The sequence below is a fragment of the Bradyrhizobium sp. CCBAU 53338 genome (assembly GCF_015291665.1).
In the GTDB taxonomy this organism is placed as follows: Bacteria; Pseudomonadota; Alphaproteobacteria; order Rhizobiales; family Xanthobacteraceae; genus Bradyrhizobium.
Genome location: NZ_CP030048.1, coordinates 5132716 through 5149700, shown reverse-complemented (window position 1 = coordinate 5149700; position 16985 = coordinate 5132716). Strand labels below are relative to the sequence as shown.

Below are 16985 nucleotides of genomic sequence, written 5' to 3'. Positions count from 1 at the left end.
GTTCCCGTATTATGTTACCGTTCTGGAGCGAAGCCGCCAACCGCCACGGGTGCGACAAGGAAGCTGCGCGCATGTGGGGTAGTTCACACGGATCCCCGTATGACTGCGGTAGGTTGAAGAATTTCACCTCTCCCGTCGAACCCTGCGCCCCATCGACCCGACCAATCTTGCGAGACGGGCTTTGAGCGTGACACAGGCGGCTACGGACGAGGTCCTCATCGCCAGGATCGCCCAAGGTGACCGGCTCGCCATGCAGGTGTTGTACGGGCGGCACCATGTCAGGGTGTACAGGTTCGGGCTGAGGCTCGTGCGGGACGAGCAGACGGCGGAAGACCTCATCAGCGAGGTGTTTCTCGACGTCTGGCGTCAGGCCGGTAAATTCGAGGGCCGGTCCGCGGTTTCCACCTGGCTTTTGGCGATCACCCGATTCAAGGCCCTGTCCGCGCTTCGGCGCAGGAAGGATTTTGAGTTGGACGACGAAGCCGCGAACGCGATCGAGGATTCATCCGACGATCCGGAAACGGTGGTGCAGAAGAAGGATACCAGTGAAGCGTTGCGGGAGTGTCTGACGGGCCTCTCGCCGGACCATCGGGAAATCGTCGACCTCGTCTACTACCACGAGAAATCAGTGGAAGAGGTGGCCGAGATCGTCGGGATCCCGGAGAATACGGTGAAGACGCGCTTGTTCTATGCGCGCAAGAAATTGGCCGAACTGCTGAAGGCAGCCGGCATTGAGCGAGGCTGGCCATGATGGCGTTGAGCAAGAAGATGCTGGAGCAAGAGCCCAGTGAGATCGAGATGCTGCTGCCCTGGCACGCCGCCGGCACGCTGAACGCGCGCGATGTCCGCCGCGTCGAGGAAGCGCTTGCGAGCGATCCGGAACTCGCCAGGCAATATGCGGCGATTCGCGGCGAGTACGAAGAGACAATCCATCTGAACGAGAGCCTGGGTGCTCCCTCGGCACGTGCGATGCAGAAGCTGTTCGCCGCGATCGACGCCGAGCCGGCGCGGGCGACCGGTTCGCTGCCGCTGTCGGCGCGCATCGCCACGTTCTTCGCCAGCCTGTCGCCGCGCACGCTTGCCTGGTCGGCGAGCCTGGGTGCCATCGCATTGCTGCTCCAGGCCGGCATCATCGGCGCCGTGCTGATGAAGACCCAGCCTGCGACCTTCCAGACCGCATCGCTCTCGACCGGCGCGCCGATCACGCGCGAACTGGGCGCCGTCGCTCCGTCGCGGGCGCTGGTGCGCTTCACGCCCGAGGCGCGCGTCGCCGACATCACCGCCCTGCTCGACAGCTACCAGGCTTCGATCATCGGCGATGCCAAGGGCGGCATGTTCCGCCTCCAGTTCGACAAGGCGATGAGCCAGGACGAACTGACCGCGCTGCTCGGCAGGATGCAGCGCGAGAAGGTCGTCAACCTCGCCGTGGCGGCGCCTTAAACGCGCCTTCGCACCCATGATGCGCAAATCCGGGAGTCAGTTGCGGATCGGAGCCTATGCTTCCTCGGTTGGAGTTGCGCTCCTGCTCGCCGCCTGTCTCGGCATCGAGGTGGCGCACGCCCAGGCGATCATGCGCACGCCGACGATCAGCGTTCCCTCGCGCGTACCGACGATCTCTCCGAATGTTGCGGCCAGGGTGATGAGTGTCGACCACGGTCCGCGCGTGGCGCCGACGACGCCGCATATTTCGGCGCGGATGGCGCCGAACCCGATGTTGCCCTATGCGCACTATTCGCCGAACCTCTACCCGGCCTGCTCCGCGCCTTATCGCGATGCCGATGGCGAGTGCCTTGCACAGCCGAGCGGAGGCGGCGGGGGGGCCGGCAAATCGGCCAAGAAGAGCACTGGCAAGGGGCGGGGCAACAATACGCCTGTCGGTGTCGTCTCGCGCACCTACGCCAACGAATTCGTGGCCGAAATCGACAGCGCGCTGTCACTGACCGAGGCCGATGAACTCGCGCGGCGTCATGGGCTCGCGCGAATTGCATCGGAGAATTTTCCGCTGATCGGGGCTACGGTTGGCCTGTTCCGCATCACGGACGGACGGCCATATGAGACGGTGCGGCGCGAATTCGCCGCCGACGGCAGCGTGCGCTCGCTTCAGCCGAACTTCCGCTACGTGCTCCAGGATCAGAAGCCGTCGGTGCCGACCGAGGGCGATCCGGCGCAATACGCGCTGTCGAAGCTGCGTCTGCCCCAGGCGCATACGCTGGCGCACGGCGCCAATGTCACGGTTGCCGTGATCGATTCCGGCATCGACGCCAAACATCCCGAACTCGCCAACTCCATTGCCGACAATTTCGACGCGCTGGGCAGCAGCGAGGGCGCCCATGTCCATGGCACCGGTATTGCGGGGGCCATCGTGGCGCATGCGAGGCTGATGGGCAGCGCGCCGGAGGCGCGCATCATCGCCATCAGGGCCTTCGGCGGCACCGGCGGCAGCGCCGAGAGCTCGTCCTACATCATCCTGCGCTCGCTCAATTATGCCGCCGAGCACGGCGCCCAGATCGTCAATATGAGCTTTGCAGGTCCCAAGGACGCGGTGATCGAGCGCGCGATCGCGGCGAGCGCCGAGCGCGGGCTTGTGCTGATAGCAGCCGCCGGCAATGCCGGTGCCAAATCGCCGCCGCTCTATCCTGCGGCCAATCCCAACGTGATCGCGGTCAGCGCGACTGACCAGCAGGACAAGCTGTTCACGGCATCGAACCGCGGCAATTACATCGCGCTGGCGGCGCCCGGCGTCGACATCTTCCTGCCAGCGCCTGACGGTAAGTACCAGATGACATCAGGCACCTCCTTCTCGGCGGCCTACGTCTCCGGCGTCGCGGCACTGCTACTGGAGCGCAACTACACGCTCAAGCCGGAAGCGTTGCGGATGACGCTGGCTAAGACCGCCCGCGATCTCGGTTCACCCGGGCGCGATGATCTCTACGGTGACGGCGAGGCCGATGCGTTTGCCGCGGTCATGGCCGTTCCGGTCGACAGCACGACGCCGGTCGCTGCTGCCGGTACAACTAAACGTGAAGATGCCGGCAAGCGTCGCGACGACCCCGGCATCCGCGCGATCGCGCAGCCCTCGCTGTCGAGCGCCGACGATAAATCCACGATTTCTCAGGTGGATAGACCGGCGTCGCGCTAGCGCCTGCGACAACTTTGCGCGCCGGCCAAAGGTCAAAAATTCGAACGCCGCTTTTGAACGTCCAGCCCGCTGCCACGACCAATCTATGTGGGAGCGGTCATCCCTCCCCATCAGTCATATCAGGCGCGAGCGCCCATCCACCCCAAGCGCCCATATGGCTCGACCCGTCCGGTTGTCCCCCCGGACGGGTCTTTTCTTTTGGGCATCCGATTTCTTGAAGCGCAATGCGAGATCAGCTTGCGGTTGAGCCCGCGGACGCGCCTCGTCGTTGCGAGGCCGCACCGGCACGCGGCAAGCCCGCTATGCTTGCGCGAAGCTTGACTCTGAAATCCCTGAAAACTCCGCGCGACTACGGTCTTTGATGACGACGGCCGTGTCGTTGCTGGACAAGTCAAAACTTTTCCACAAAATATTCACGTCGCGTCTAAATTGATTCGTGTGCGTTGCGTCGCGTCCGTATTCTTCTCAAGACGGGCTGATTCATGACACATCGCAATGGGGTTGGCCAAGAGGTTGGCCAAGGCGCGGCCACCCGCGAGATTGCGGCGCGCTGGTGCGCTCTCGCCGAACAGCGGCTGGAGCATCTCTCCGAAATGTTCGAGACCGGCCGCTGGCGCCGCTATCACTCGGAGCTCGCATTTCTCGAAAACATCCAGGAAGCCAAGCGCGCGGTCCAGACCTGGCGCGCGCTGGCGAGTGGCGGGGATGTCGCCGCGGCCGCCGCCAGTGTGACCTCCGCATTCGGCTGGTCACCGGCGACGATGCCGCGCGTGTTTCCGCGCGAGCAGGTTCAGACCGTTCAGCCAAAAGCCGTGCACATCGCACCCGAGACCGCCGTCCCGGTCAGGCTCGAGCCCACGCTGGACGTGCTTGCCGAAGTCCTCGATGCGCCGATTGCACCGGTTGTTCAGGGGGCGCCGGCGGCACCGCCTGCGCCAGCCGCTCTGGCTGCGCCGTCGATCGCATCGTTCCTTCAGACCTTCTCGCCACCCGCCGATGAAATCGTCGCGGCCCCCGAGCGCGTGGTCGAATTCACCTTCAGCCTCGATGGCATCGAAGCGAAGTACCCCTTGCTGCGGAATACGTTCTAGCGCAAGGCCGGGCGTCCCGCTACTGCCGCACCGCATTTCCGCCGATCACCACCTGCGCAAAGCGCTGCGCGCCGTCGGCCGACAGGTCTGAGGTCACGGCCCGTGCATGGTCGAGGCCGACCACGGCGCCGCGCGGGGTTTCCGAGATCATGTTGTTGTTGACGAGGGCGATGCCGGCGCCCGGCACGACAGAGACGCCGATGCCGGCGAGCGCCTTGCGGATCACGTTGCCCGTGATCGCGACGTCGCGCAGATATTTGCCCCAGCCGGCGACGATGCCGTAGGACGGCGCGTTCTCGATCACATTGCCTGTGACCGACGTGTCCGCCTCGATGTAGATGCCGACCCCGGCGTCGTCGTCAGGCGCGGTGCCGATCGGCCGCTTCGGGATCAGATTGCGGATGATGTTGCCCTGGACCACCGCGATGCGGCCGCCTTCGTTGAAATTGCAGACGGAGACGCCGACGGCGGCGCCATCGACCGTGTTGTTGGCTATCACCGCGGCCTCGAACGAGAACTCGGAATAGAGCGCGACCTCGCGGACGTCGCTGACGCTGTTGCCCGATATGTGGATGTTGGAGGCCGAGTTGCCGCGCACCGCGGAGTAATCGCAATTCCTGATGCGGTTGCCGCGCACGATCACGTTGCCGGCGCGGAAGGCGTTGATGGCGTTGCCGTACTGGCCGGAGCCGCCGGGGCCGGCCTTGATGTCCTCGATGCGGTTGTCCGCGACGATGGTGCCGTCATCGCCGATCGCGGTGCGCAGGATCTCGATGCCGTTGTCGTTGGTGCCGACGATGGTGTTGCGGGACACGCTGAGTCCTCTCGCGTCGAACGAGACGACCGCCGTCACGGCGATGTTGGTAAGGATGTTGCCGGAGATGTCGCCTGACACCTGCTCGAGCCAGATGCCGCTGCCGCCGGAGCCGGTGATCTCGCAATCGGTTATACGGACGTCGCGGCCGCCGAGCACATGGACGAGCCCGCGCCGCGTCGGCAGCGGAATGCCGCCGCCGTCGAAGGTGAGGCCGGTGAGGCCGATTGAGTCAGAGCCGTCGCTTTGGATCGCCGAGGCTCCGCCGGTGAAGATGAGTTTGGTCGCACCGCGCACGCCGATCACCTGCGCGCCGTTCGGTAGCCGCAGCAGCCCGGCCCGGTAGAGCCCGGGCGGAAGCGCCAGCGGCATCTGTGCGCGCGCGGCTTCGTCGATCGCGCGCTGGAGAACGCGCGTCTGGTCCTCGCTGCTGCCGGGCCGCACGCCGTACTGGGTTGCGTCGCGGCCGAGCAGCGACGTCAGCGGCGCCGCGCGAGCGGCGTCCGAGGGCATGGCGAGCGCACCGGCGATGCCGGCAGTCGAGGCTCCGATGAGGTGACGGCGATTGAGGTTCATGGCGCGTCCTTCGGCGGACGCGGGGTGTCCGCGGAAGTTAGGTAGCGCAGGGCGGACGACGCCGTCGGGATTGTTCGCGGTAGGGTTAAATGTTTACCGCAAAGCGCGCGTGTTCCGCGCCTTCCTCGCCAAACCCACCATCTCCATCAGCATCGCTTCTCCCGCGTCCACCAGTTCCTCCAGCGTGATCCGCGGCGCGCCTTTGCGCCGCGCTGCACCGCTGCGCGCTAGCAGGGGAATGTGGATGAACGCCGCCAGCTTCGGTCCGCCAGCCCTGACGTTTTCGATCGCGCGCCAGCTCAGATAGTTGCAGAGATAGGCGCCGGCATCGCGCGAGGGCCGCGCGTCGATGCCGGTGAGGCGCGCGGCACGCAGCAGCCGTGCCGTGTGCGGGCCGAACGTCATCGCGTCGGCATGACCGGCGATGCCACGCTTGCTCGAACGGGTGTTGGCCGCATCGGGCCAGAGCATGGTGACGGCGTTGCGCGCGCGGCTCTCGATGCGCAGGTATGGTGTGCGCGCGGCGAGGCCGAACATCAAAAGCGCATCCGGCTTCACCTCCGCCAGAACGTCAGGCAATTGCCGGTCGACTGCAGCATAGGTCACCGGAAAGATATGGCGCGAGATATCGACATCGTCGAGTGCCGGGCGGCGCAACAGCGCCAGTCGCGCGACCAGGGGCTGGGTCGGATTATGCGGCGCGCCGGGAAACGGACCGAAGCCGGTGAGGAGAATACGGAGCTTGTCGCTCATTGCAGCAACTCCAGGATCCGCTCGGCGGCGAGCGCCGGGGTGAGATGGCCGTCCGCCACTTCGGACTCGATCTTCCGTACCTTGGTGCGCACCGAAGCCTCGCTGCGCAGCCGCGACAGCATACGCTGCTCCAGCATCGACCACATCCATTTGACCTGTTGGTCACGCCGGCGGGCGGCGAATTCGCCGGATGCGTTCATCGCCCTGCGGTGATCCAGAACCTTCTGCCAGAGTTCCGCGATGCCGGTGCCGGTCAGCGCCGAATAGGTGATCACAGGCGGGTGCCAATGCTCGGAGCGGGGGCTGAGGATGTGCAACGCGCCGCGATAGTCGGCGGCGGTGATGTTGGCGCGCTTGAGGTTGTCGCCGTCGGCCTTGTTGATCGCGATCATGTCGGCGAGCTCGACCAGACCCTTCTTGATGCCCTGCAGCTCGTCGCCACCGCCCGGCAGCATCAGTGCGAGGAAGAAATCGGTCATGTCGCAGACTGCCGTCTCGGACTGGCCGATGCCGACGGTCTCGACGAGCACGACGTCGAAGCCGGCGGCCTCGCACAGCAGCATCGCCTCGCGCGTCTTGGCCGCGACGCCGCCGAGCGTGCCCGAGGACGGCGAGGGACGGATGAAGGCCGCGTCCGACGCCGACAGCCGCGCCATCCGCGTCTTGTCGCCGAGGATCGAGCCGCCGCTGCGCGCCGAGGACGGATCGACCGCGAGCACGGCGACCTTGTTGCCCTGCTCGATCAGATAGGTGCCAAGCACGTCGATGGTGGTGGATTTGCCGACACCGGGCGCGCCCGTGATGCCGACGCGGACCGCCTTGCCGGTGTCCGGCAGCAGCATCTGCACGAGTTCGCGCGCCTGCGCCTGATGATCGCCACGCCGGCTCTCCACCAGCGTGATGGCGCGCGCCAGGGCCGCACGATGGCCGGCGCGGAGGTCGCGGGCGAGGGTCGTGATATCGAGCGAAGTCTTCTTCTCAACCATGCCCTGCTTTACAACGGCCGAAGCAGGCAGGCGAGGGCCTCAGGCTTTGGCAAATCCGGCGGCCTTCATGGCTTGCCCCATCTGGCGATCCGCCTGGTCCATAAAGGTTTCGAACTGACCGGCATCGCGCCAGACGGTGCCAAAGCCGCGTCCGGTCATGAATTCCTTGAATGCAGTGGAATCGTAAACCTTCTTCAGAGCCCCGGTCAGCCTGGTCGCGATATCAGGGGCAAGGCCCCTGGGGGCGCCGATGCCGCGCCATGAGCTGGTCGAATAGTCGACGCCGAGCGTCTCTTTCAGAGTCGGGACATCGGGGAAGCTCGGATTGCGCGCAAGCGCCATGACCGCCAGGCTGCGCGCCTGGTGAGCCTCGATGGTGGCGCGCGCCTCCGGCACCGAGCAGGTGGTGAGATCGAGGCTGCCCGCGACGAGATCCTGCATGGCGGGTGCCGCGCCATTCGACGCCGACCATGCGACCTGGTTTGCCGGCAATCCCATCGCCTGCATCCAGCCGACGAGTGCGAGATGCCAGATGCCGCCTTGTCCGGTGCCCGAGGCCTTGAACCGTCCCGGCGCTGCCAGCTTGATGGCATCCATCAGCTCCTTCGCCGTCCTGTACGGCGAGGACGTCGAGACCTGGACGCCCGGCGGGTCTTCGTTCATCAGCGCCAGCGGCGTGAAGTTTCGCGGCGCCAACTGCGTCAGGGCCTGCCAATGCAGCATCGCGATTTCCACCGTCAGCATGCCGATGGTGTAGCCGTCCGGCGCTGCGGCTGCGATCTCGGCATGGCCGGTGACGCCGGACCCGCCGGTGCGATTGACGACGTTGAACGGTTGGCCGAGCTCTTTCTCCAGCAGCGTTGCGACGATGCGCGCGGTTGCATCAGAGCCGCCGCCCGCACCCCAGGGAACGATCAAGGTCACCGGCCGCGCCGGGTAGGCTTGCGCGTGTGCGGGCGTGAACAGTGCAGATGTGGCCGCGGCCACGGAAGAGACCGCGAAACTGCGGCGCGTGATTCGTCGCATCAATGATCCCGGCGGCGCCCTCGGGAATCGGGCTCGTACCAATGCAATATGCTACGCAGCTTTGCACGGACGTCGCAAGCGGCCGACCCGAGCAGCTGTGAGCAACCGGTTCCCTCGCTATTGCTGCTCCTCAGCGTCGCCTTTTGGCCGCGCACCGCCGAAAATGCGTACCCCTTCCGGCGTCAGATAGGGCTTCAAAGCCTCCCACGGAACGAACGCGACATATTGGCCCTCCGCATAGGGGCCGACGGCATAGGGCGGATAGTGGAAGGTCAGGCCGGAGCTCTTGCCCGCTTCGGTCGACGGCGCGAGCGTCACGGCGCCGATCTTGAGCAGGCTCGGTGTGAGGCCCTTGAACCATTCATTGGTCGCGGTCTCGCTGCTGTCGCGCTTCTTCTTCTCGATCTTCAGCGAGGCGATGATGGCCTTCACCATCGCCTTCATGGTCGCGCCGTCGTCGGCGGTCTCGGTGAAGAACGGCCGGATCGAGATGCGCTTGTTCTCCGACCTATCCCACAGCACCGTGTTCACGTCCGAATTGGGATGGGCGCCGTGGGTATCCATGTAGTCGTCGCGCAGGAGGCTGACATAGCGGTCGGCAACGACGGAGCGGATCGTATATTTGCGCTCGAACTCCCAGCCGCCGTCCTTGAAGAATTGCGGATCCTGCTTGCGCGAAGCGGCGGCGTCGGCTGCGTTCTTGTCGAGCCACTTCTTTCCCTCAGCGAGGCAATCCGCCGCGAGCGGCACATCGGCCTTGATCTTGTCGTCGAGGACTACCCGCGCCTCGATGTTCTTGTTCTTGATGATTGCGTCGGGCTTGGGGTCGGCGGCGAGGGAGGGGGAGGCCAAGACGATCGTCGCGATGGCCGAAAGGATAACGAGCAACCCGGCCCGCACATTGGCACGATGATATGTCACTTCAATATCCATCAATTCTCTATCCGACCGCCGTCGCGGCGATGCCGTCGCGGCGCTCGACCGTCTGCATGAGCGTAATGACCGCAAGATGAACCGGCGCGGAATGCGCGGCGCCAACACTGGGACGTGAAGATTGGTCGCGGCAGCAAGCCCGCGGGTTTGATAGCGGGAGCGAGAGGTGGCGGAATTACTCCGCCGCCTCGCTATGCCCGAGCCGCGCATTCAGCTTCCGGATCAGCTCCTCGGCGGCCTCCGCAATCACCGTGCCCGGCGGGAAGATGGCTTCGGCGCCGGCGGCGTTGAGCGCGTCGTAGTCCTGCGGCGGCACCACGCCGCCGACGATGATCATGATGTCCTCGCGGCCCTGCTTCTTCAGCGCGGCCTTCAGTTCGGGCACCGCGGTGAGGTGGGCGGCGGCGAGCGAGGAGACGCCGAGGATGTGAACGTCGTTTTCGACCGCCTGTCGGGCGGCTTCGTCGGCGGTCGCAAACAATGGCCCGATGTCGACGTCGAAGCCGATATCGGCAAACGCCGACGCAATCACCTTCTGGCCGCGGTCATGGCCGTCCTGGCCGATCTTGGCCACCAGGATGCGCGGGCGGCGGCCTTCCGCCTCCTCGAAGGCGTCGATCAGCGCCTGGACCTTCTCGACCTGGTTGCCCATGCTGGACGCCTCCCGCTTGTAGACGCCGGTGATGGATTTGATCTCGGCGCGGTGCCGGCCGAACACTTTTTCCATCGCGTCCGAAATTTCGCCAACGGTCGCCTTGGCCCGCGCCGCGTCGATGGCGAGCGCGAGCAGATTGCCGTTGCCTTCCCCGGCCGAGCGCGTGATCGCAGCGAGTGCGGCGTCGACGTCCTTCTGGTTACGCTCGGACTTCAGCCGCGTCAGCTTGTCGATCTGCAGGCGCCGGACATTGGTGTTGTCGACCTTGAGGATGTCGATCGGCGTTTCGTCCGTCGGCTTGTACTTGTTGACGCCGATCACCGCCTGCTTGCCGGCGTCGATGCGGGCCTGGGTCTTCGCGGATGCCTCCTCGATGCGCAGCTTGGGCACGCCAGCCTCGATCGCCTTGGCCATGCCACCGAGTTCCTCGACCTCCTGGATGTGGCTCCAGGCCTTCGCGGCGAGGTCGCGCGTGAGCCGCTCGACATAATAGGAGCCGCCCCAGGGATCGATGATGCGGGTGGTGCCGCTCTCCTGCTGGAGGAACAGCTGGGTGTTGCGGGCAATGCGCGCCGAGAAATCCGTCGGCAGCGCCAAGGCCTCATCCAGCGCATTGGTGTGAAGCGACTGGGTGTGGCCCTGCGTCGCCGCCATCGCTTCGACGGTCGTGCGCATCACGTTGTTGAAGACGTCCTGCGCGGTCAGCGACCAGCCGGAGGTCTGGCTATGCGTACGCAGCGACAGCGAGCGCGGGTCTTTCGGATTGAACGGCTTCAGGAGCTTCGCCCAGAGCAGGCGCGCGGCGCGCAGCTTGGCGACCTCCATGAAGAAGTTCATGCCGATCGCCCAGAAGAACGACAGGCGCGGGGCGAAGCGGTCGACGTCGAGGCCTGCGGCAAGACCGGCGCGAAGATATTCGACGCCGTCGGCGAGCGTGTAGGCGAGCTCGAGATCCTGCGTCGCGCCGGCCTCCTGCATGTGATAGCCGGAGATCGAGATCGAATTGTACTTCGGCATCTTTTGCGAGGTGTAGGCGAAGATGTCCGAGATGATCCGCATCGAGGGCGCGGGCGGATAGATATAGGTGTTGCGCACCATGAACTCTTTCAGAATGTCGTTCTGAATGGTGCCCGACAGCTTTTCCGGTGCGACGCCCTGTTCGCCTGCGGCGGCGACATAGAGCGCTAGGATCGGCAGCACCGCGCCGTTCATGGTCATCGACACGCTCATCTGGTCGAGCGGGATGCCGGCGAACAGCGTGCGCATGTCGTAGATGGAATCGATGGCGACGCCGGCCATGCCGACGTCGCCGCCGACGCGCGGATGATCCGAGTCATAGCCGCGATGGGTGGCGAGATCGAACGCGACCGAGAGGCCTTTCTGTCCGGCCGCGAGGTTGCGGCGGTAGAACGCGTTGGAATCCTCTGCCGTGGAAAAGCCGGCATATTGCCTGACGGTCCAGGGCTGGTTGACATACATGGTCGGGTAGGGTCCGCGCAGGTAAGGCGCGATGCCCGGATAGGTCTCGAGGAAATCGAGCCCAGCCAGATCAGCCTCGCCATAAGCGGGTTTCACCAGAATGCCCTCCGGCGTCAGCCACGGCTCGGCGCTGCCTGACGGTGCGGCGGTTGCCGCGCGCTCGAAGGCGACATCGGCGAAGTTCGGAATGCGGCTCATGGCTTCAACCATATCATGGACGCTCAATCGTGGTCCGGATGCTGATGGCTGACGATGGTCGCCATCTTCTCCGGTCCGTAATTCTGCTGCGTGGTCTGGCTCGGCAGGTTCGAAATGCCAACGACCCAGCCGAGGCGGGATTCCGTTCCGTACTGCCGCGTCGGCACCAACCGATCGGGCCGGTCGAAGGCGCCGGTCATGATCTCGATCCGGTCACCATTGATGCGGCCGAAGCTCAGCGGCGTGCCGCAGGCGGCGCAGTAGCCGCGGTCGGCGATCGTGGACGAGCGGAAGAACGACGGCTGCCCCTTGGTCCATGCAAAATCCGTGCGGTTGACATCGGCGAAGGAAGCGAACGGCGCGCCGCTCGCCTTCTGGCACATCCGGCAGTGGCAGATCGACACCCGGTTCGGCGTCGCCGAGATCGCAAAGCGCACCGCGCCACATTGGCAGCCGCCGGTGAGAACGGGTTTGCTGGCGTCGGTCATGCCTGTTCCATCCGCACATAAGCGTCTTGCAGCGTGGCGAGCGCGTCAACACCGGCGAAGACGAAGCCCGTGACGCCGGCCGCACGTAATGTCGCCTCGGCTTCAGCCGGACGGCCTGCCAGATAGATATGTCGCGCCCCCGCCGTTTGCAGGGCCTTCGCCGCGGCTTCGGCGTGTTCCGCATAGACCTTGTCGCTGGAACAAAGGCAGACAAGCGCCGCGCCGGAAGCCCTGAAGGCGGCTGCCAGTCTGGCCGGATCGGCAAAACCTTCGCTGTCGAGGGCCTGAATGCCGCCTGTCTCGAAGAAGCTCTTGGCGAAGGTCGCGCGCGCGGTGAAGTCCGCGGGCGTGCCGAGATTGGCCAGGAACACGCTCGGCCGCTTGCCGCTCACTTTCAGTGCCGCATCGGATTTGTCGCGCAGCGCCTCGAACGGTTGCGCAAGCCGGATCGGGACGAGGGCGTCGAACTTGTATTTGGCTTCGCCATAGGGGGGCAGCGCGACGGGCGTTGCCTTCAGCACCGTCACCTCATTCTCATGCAGGTTCGGAAACTCGCTCGCGCCGGTCAGCACGTCACGGCGCTTTGCGATGCTGGCATCGCGCGCCTTTCGTGCGGCTGCGACCCTACCCTGGAACAGGCCCTGTTGAAGTGCTGCGAAGGCACCGCCGGCTTTCTCGCTCTCCTGGAACAACGCCCACGCTGCTTCACAGAGCTGCGCCGTCAGCGTCTCGATGCCGCCGGAGCCGGCCGCGGGATCGCTGACCTTGGCGAGGTTGCTCTCGTCCAGCAGCAGAAGCTGCGTGTTCCGCGCAATGCGCCGCGCGAATGGATCGGGCAGGCCGAGCGCCAGCGTGTGCGGCAGCACGGTGATCGCATTGGCGCCGGCGAGCCCGGCTGCGAACGTCGCCATGGTCGCGCGCAGCATGTTCACGTAGGGATCGCGCTGCGTCAGCATGCGCCAGGCGGTATCGGCGGCAATGAACAGCGGTTTTGGTGCCAGCCCGCACGCAGCCTCGACGCGTGCCCACAACAATCGCAGCGCGCGAAACTTTGCCATGGTCAAGAACTGATCGGCATCAGCGGCAAGCCGCGCATAGACCATGCCTTGCGCGGCTTCCAGCGGAACGCCGGCCGATTCGATCGCGCGCAGATGGGCGACGCCGCAGGCGAGCGCGAAGGCCAGCTCCTGCACCTCGGAGCCGCCGGCATCATGGATCACGCGCCCGTCGGCAGAGGCAAACGGCCCCTTGAAGCCTAGCGCGGCGAGGCCTTTGATCCCGCCTGTGACGGCGGGAACGATCTCCTCCCAGTTGTAGGGGCTGGAGCCCCACACGGCGCAGGCCGCGAGCGGATCGAGCCCGAAGCGGATGTCGCAGGCCGCGGGATCGATGCCGTTGCTCTTCACGTATTCCGCGACGTGGATCGCGGCCATCCGCGATTCCTGACCGACCTGAAGCTCGATACCGATACCGGCATCGAGATGAACGTCCTTCAACACCTTTGCAACCGCGTCGGCCGTCGGTTCCAGGCCGAAACCGTGACTACCATTGCCGCTGGCGAACACCAGCGAGAGTCCCGTCGCGCCATTCTCGAGGTCAGTGAGCGCCTGCGCATTCGCGGCCACCGCATCGGGATGGTCGATCCGTTGCATGATCTGCCACGGCGCGGCGGCAGACCGTCCCGCCACCAGCGCAGCCCCCTTGGCGCGTGGATAGAGCGGCTCGATCTTGAGACCGTCATAGGTCCTGCCGATCAGCTTCTCGAACGGCGCGCCTTTCAGCACGCCATCAACCAGCTTGCGCCAGTCCGCGTCCGTCGCCTTGGGAAAATCGGCCGCCAGCGGCAGATCGTCAGTCACGGAGGTCATACGGCCAAGGGCTCCCGAAAATCTCGACATTCGCAGGCGAAATTGCCACGGCGGACCGTCCCTGCAAACGGTTGTTTTTGGTTAACCGGTATCCGGAAGCCGCTCAATGCCTTGCGTTGAGACGCTGGCGAGCCCGTCACGCACACGAATGCCCGATATCACGCGATCCGGCGCGATTTCGTTGAGCGGCACCAGCACGAACGCCCGCTCGAACAGGTGCGGATGCGGCAGGGTCAGATCGGGCTTGTTCATCGACACATCGTCATAGGCGATCATGTCGAGATCGAGCGTGCGCGGGCCCCAGCGCCGGTCCTTGTTGCGCGTGCGGCCGAATTTCTGCTCGACTTTCTGCATGACGAACAACAGCGCGTGCGGATCGAGGTCGGTCTCGATCTCGGCGCAGGCGTTGATGAAGGGATCCTGGTCCTCGTCGCCCCAGGGCGGCGTGGTGTAGTCCGACGAGCGTGCGACCAATGCGCCCTGCGCCATGCCGCAGACATGGGCGATCGCCTTTTTGAATGTCGCGCGGACATCGCCGACATTGCCGCCGAGGGCGATCAGCACGCTCGCCATATCAGGGATGCCGCGAGCGCGTCAGCATGATGCCGACATCGTCGAAGATCGCCGCGATCGGCGCATGCGGCTTGTGCACGGTGATCTTCACGGCGCGGATGCGCGGGAAGTGCGACAGGATGGCGTCGGCGACCGCGCCCGCCGCGCCCTCGAGCAGCTTGTAATTGGTGTTCTTGAACGCCGCCGTGGTGGTTGCCACGACTTCGGCATACGAGACCGTATCGGAGAGCCGGTCGCTGCGCGCAGGCCCCGACAAATCGGTGTAGAGTTCGAGGTCGATCACGAAGCGCTGGCCGACTTCGGTTTCGTGATCCATCACGCCATGGCGGGCGTGGATCGACAGGCCGGTGACGAAGATCGTATCTGTCATTGCTTGCTCTCGATTGCGTTTGCGACTCGCAGGGCCTGCAAGGTCTCGGCGACGTCATGGGTCCGGATGATCTTGGCGCCCTTCTGCGCGGCGATCAGATGCGCGGCGATAGAGCCGGCGAGCCGCTCTTTCGGCTCCGACGGCGACACCGAGGCGATGAAGCGTTTTCGCGAGGCACCAACGAGGATTGGCAGGCCGAACATGTCGAGCTCGCGCAAGCGCGCCAGCGCGATCATGCTCTGCTCGGCGGTCTTGCCGAAGCCGATGCCGGGATCGAGCACGACCTTGTCGCGTGCGATACCGGCCTTGGCAGCGATGTCGAGCGAGCGCATGAAGAACGCCTTCATGTCGGCGACGATGTCGATGGCGGAGTCGACGCTGTCACGATTGTGCATGACGATGACGGGGACGCCTTTGGCGGCGACCAGCGGCGCCATGCCGGCGTCGCGCTGCAGGCCCCAGACGTCGTTGGCAATGGCGGCACCCTCGGCGAGCGCGAAGGCCACGACCTCCGCCTTCATGCTGTCGATCGAAACAGGCACGCCGAGCGCCACGATATCAGCCAGCACCGGCTTCAGCCGGGCCAGTTCATCCGCGGCCGTGACCGGCTGGGCGCCCTTGTAGGGCCGGGTAGACTCGGCGCCGATATCGATGATGTCGACGCCGGCATCGATCATCGCCCGCGCCCGCGCAAGCGCCTGGTCCGGCGCGATGAAGTCGCCGCCGTCGGAGAAGGAGTCCGGGGTGATGTTGAGCACGCCCATCACCGCCGGGAGCGGCCGGCCCACGAGCGTCCGCAGCGCATCAGGCCCGGCCGAGCCGGCCTGTTGGACGGATGGGGAGGGCGAAGCATTCATGCGCGTGGCTTTGCGCGGTCGGGCAGGGGGAGTCAAGACCACCCTCCTGCCATTGCCCGCGAAGGCGGGCAATCCAGTACTCCGAGGCCGTGCCGTGATGCGGAGGAACTGCGGCGCACTGGATACCCCGCTTTCGCGGGGTATGACACCGAAAGCCAACGCTGCAGATCGTATGCCGAAAGAGACCTAGTACGTAATCTTCGGCGGCAGCTTCTTGGCCTTGGCGATGATGTCGCCAACCGACTTCTCGGAAGGAAGGATACGGACGAGCTTCTTCCGGTCGTTGGCCTCGCGCATGCTCTGCGCCAACCTGGCCGGATTCCGAAAGGCGAGCTCGCGCACGGTGGTGACGCCGGCGGCGCGGACCAGGCCGACCTTGGCCCGGCCCATGCCGGGAATGCGCATGTAGTCGGAGACGTTGGCCCACTCCAGCAGCAGCTGCTCGCTGATGCCGGTCTTGGCCGAGAGCGCCTTGCGGCCCTTGGCCGTGCTCGCGGCTTCCAGCAGCGCGTCGGTGGTGCGGATGCCGTGCGCCTTCAGCTTGTTGGCGGCAAAGGCCGGCAGGCTCTCAATCTCGGAGATCGGATATGTCATGATACTCGGTATGAAATGCGACGGCTTCAAGCGAACTGGCTGAGGCCCGGCGTGCCCGCGATGATCTTGCCCATCTGATCCGCTCCGATTTTGTCTCGACCGTAGCGGAAAAGTTCACGGGCCACGTTCTGGATGTCGGACATGCCAAGCCCGAGGCCCATCAGGCGTGTGCCGACGGCCATCAGCCCGCCGCCCATCAGCCGCGACAGTCCGCCGCCGCTCCTGGATGCTTCGATCGCGCCTTCTGCACCGGGGATCTGGTCGATCAGGGCCTGCACGCTGTCGGAGGGACCTTCGCTGCGAAGGAAGCCCAGGATAATGCCGACGGTCTTTTCAGCGACAGCACCATCTATGCTGGCGTTTGTCGCCAGCCGCCCGATCAGCTCGTCCATATTGACCCGCCCCTCAGCCGGTTGCATGCCGGAGTATTATTCCGAAAAATGATCTTGAGCCGGTGCGATGTGAAATACAAGCGATGAACGCACGCGGCGTTCCGATTCATTCTCGAAGACGCGTAAAGTGTTGCAGCGATGCAAGAGCGGAGAAAAAATTCATCAGAAATTGCCGCGGTGCGAATGCGCGCGT

The 16985-nt window shown here is 65.3% G+C and carries 17 protein-coding genes; 4 read left to right on the top strand and 13 right to left on the bottom strand.

The window, feature by feature from the left end; genetic code table 11:
* Nucleotides 1–181 precede the first annotated feature (181 nt).
* From XH90_RS24265 to XH90_RS24250, 4 genes are all read left to right on the top strand, one after another.
* Complete coding sequence (locus XH90_RS24265; protein ID WP_164938793.1) at nucleotides 182–751, top strand: sigma-70 family RNA polymerase sigma factor; 570 nt, start codon at nucleotides 182–184, stop codon at nucleotides 749–751.
* On the top strand, nucleotides 748–1440 hold the full coding sequence (locus XH90_RS24260) for a hypothetical protein (protein ID WP_194476835.1): 693 nt from the start codon (nucleotides 748–750) through the stop codon (nucleotides 1438–1440). The genes XH90_RS24265 and XH90_RS24260 overlap by 4 nt, the downstream gene beginning before the upstream one ends.
* A 16-nt stretch (nucleotides 1441–1456) precedes the next feature.
* Nucleotides 1457–3139: a S8 family serine peptidase gene (locus XH90_RS24255; protein WP_194476834.1), complete on the top strand. Its 1683-nt coding sequence runs from the start codon at nucleotides 1457–1459 to the stop codon at nucleotides 3137–3139.
* A 482-nt stretch (nucleotides 3140–3621) separates the two neighbouring features.
* Nucleotides 3622–4230, top strand: coding sequence for a TIGR03809 family protein (locus XH90_RS24250; RefSeq protein ID WP_194476833.1), 609 nt, complete (start codon nucleotides 3622–3624; stop codon nucleotides 4228–4230).
* Between the two features lie 19 nt (nucleotides 4231–4249).
* On the opposite strand, the gene XH90_RS24245 is transcribed toward XH90_RS24250, so the two are convergent.
* From XH90_RS24245 to XH90_RS24185, 13 genes are all read right to left on the bottom strand, one after another.
* Nucleotides 4250–5620, bottom strand: coding sequence for a TIGR03808 family TAT-translocated repetitive protein (locus XH90_RS24245; RefSeq protein WP_194476832.1), 1371 nt, complete (start codon nucleotides 5618–5620; stop codon nucleotides 4250–4252).
* A 93-nt stretch (nucleotides 5621–5713) separates the two neighbouring features.
* A complete protein-coding gene (locus XH90_RS24240; protein WP_194476831.1) occupies nucleotides 5714–6373 on the bottom strand; it encodes a pyroglutamyl-peptidase I in 660 nt (219 codons plus the stop codon).
* Nucleotides 6370–7359 (bottom strand): methylmalonyl Co-A mutase-associated GTPase MeaB, encoded by a 990-nt coding sequence (gene meaB, locus XH90_RS24235; RefSeq protein WP_194476830.1) that lies wholly within the window; start codon nucleotides 7357–7359, stop codon nucleotides 6370–6372. The genes XH90_RS24240 and meaB overlap by 4 nt, the downstream gene beginning before the upstream one ends.
* Before the next feature lie 39 nt (nucleotides 7360–7398).
* A complete protein-coding gene (locus XH90_RS24230) occupies nucleotides 7399–8385 on the bottom strand; it encodes a tripartite tricarboxylate transporter substrate binding protein (RefSeq protein ID WP_194476829.1) in 987 nt (328 codons plus the stop codon).
* Between the two features lie 117 nt (nucleotides 8386–8502).
* Nucleotides 8503–9318 carry a DUF3298 and DUF4163 domain-containing protein gene (locus XH90_RS24225; protein ID WP_194476828.1) on the bottom strand — a complete coding sequence of 272 codons (816 nt, stop codon included), beginning with the start codon at nucleotides 9316–9318 and terminating at the stop codon, nucleotides 8503–8505.
* A gap of 175 nt (nucleotides 9319–9493) precedes the next feature.
* On the bottom strand, nucleotides 9494–11650 hold the full coding sequence (gene scpA / locus XH90_RS24220; RefSeq protein WP_194476827.1) for a methylmalonyl-CoA mutase: 2157 nt from the start codon (nucleotides 11648–11650) through the stop codon (nucleotides 9494–9496).
* A gap of 23 nt (nucleotides 11651–11673) precedes the next feature.
* Nucleotides 11674–12138 (bottom strand): GFA family protein, encoded by a 465-nt coding sequence (locus XH90_RS24215; protein ID WP_194476826.1) that lies wholly within the window; start codon nucleotides 12136–12138, stop codon nucleotides 11674–11676.
* Nucleotides 12135–14006 carry a methylmalonyl-CoA mutase subunit beta gene (locus XH90_RS24210; RefSeq protein ID WP_194476825.1) on the bottom strand — a complete coding sequence of 624 codons (1872 nt, stop codon included), beginning with the start codon at nucleotides 14004–14006 and terminating at the stop codon, nucleotides 12135–12137. Before XH90_RS24210 ends, XH90_RS24215 begins: the two co-directional genes overlap by 4 nt.
* Before the next feature lie 81 nt (nucleotides 14007–14087).
* On the bottom strand, nucleotides 14088–14579 hold the full coding sequence (gene folK / locus XH90_RS24205) for a 2-amino-4-hydroxy-6-hydroxymethyldihydropteridine diphosphokinase (RefSeq protein ID WP_194476824.1): 492 nt from the start codon (nucleotides 14577–14579) through the stop codon (nucleotides 14088–14090).
* A 1-nt stretch (nucleotide 14580) separates the two neighbouring features.
* Nucleotides 14581–14949 (bottom strand): dihydroneopterin aldolase, encoded by a 369-nt coding sequence (folB, locus tag XH90_RS24200; protein ID WP_194476823.1) that lies wholly within the window; start codon nucleotides 14947–14949, stop codon nucleotides 14581–14583.
* On the bottom strand, nucleotides 14946–15806 hold the full coding sequence (gene folP / locus XH90_RS24195) for a dihydropteroate synthase (protein ID WP_194482789.1): 861 nt from the start codon (nucleotides 15804–15806) through the stop codon (nucleotides 14946–14948). The genes folB and folP overlap by 4 nt, the downstream gene beginning before the upstream one ends.
* 186 nt (nucleotides 15807–15992) lie before the next feature.
* Nucleotides 15993–16400: a DUF4332 domain-containing protein gene (locus XH90_RS24190; RefSeq protein ID WP_194476822.1), complete on the bottom strand. Its 408-nt coding sequence runs from the start codon at nucleotides 16398–16400 to the stop codon at nucleotides 15993–15995.
* Between the two features lie 26 nt (nucleotides 16401–16426).
* Entirely contained in the window at nucleotides 16427–16792 is a 366-nt protein-coding gene (locus XH90_RS24185) for a DUF2267 domain-containing protein (RefSeq protein ID WP_194476821.1), read from the bottom strand.
* Nucleotides 16793–16985 lie beyond the last annotated feature (193 nt).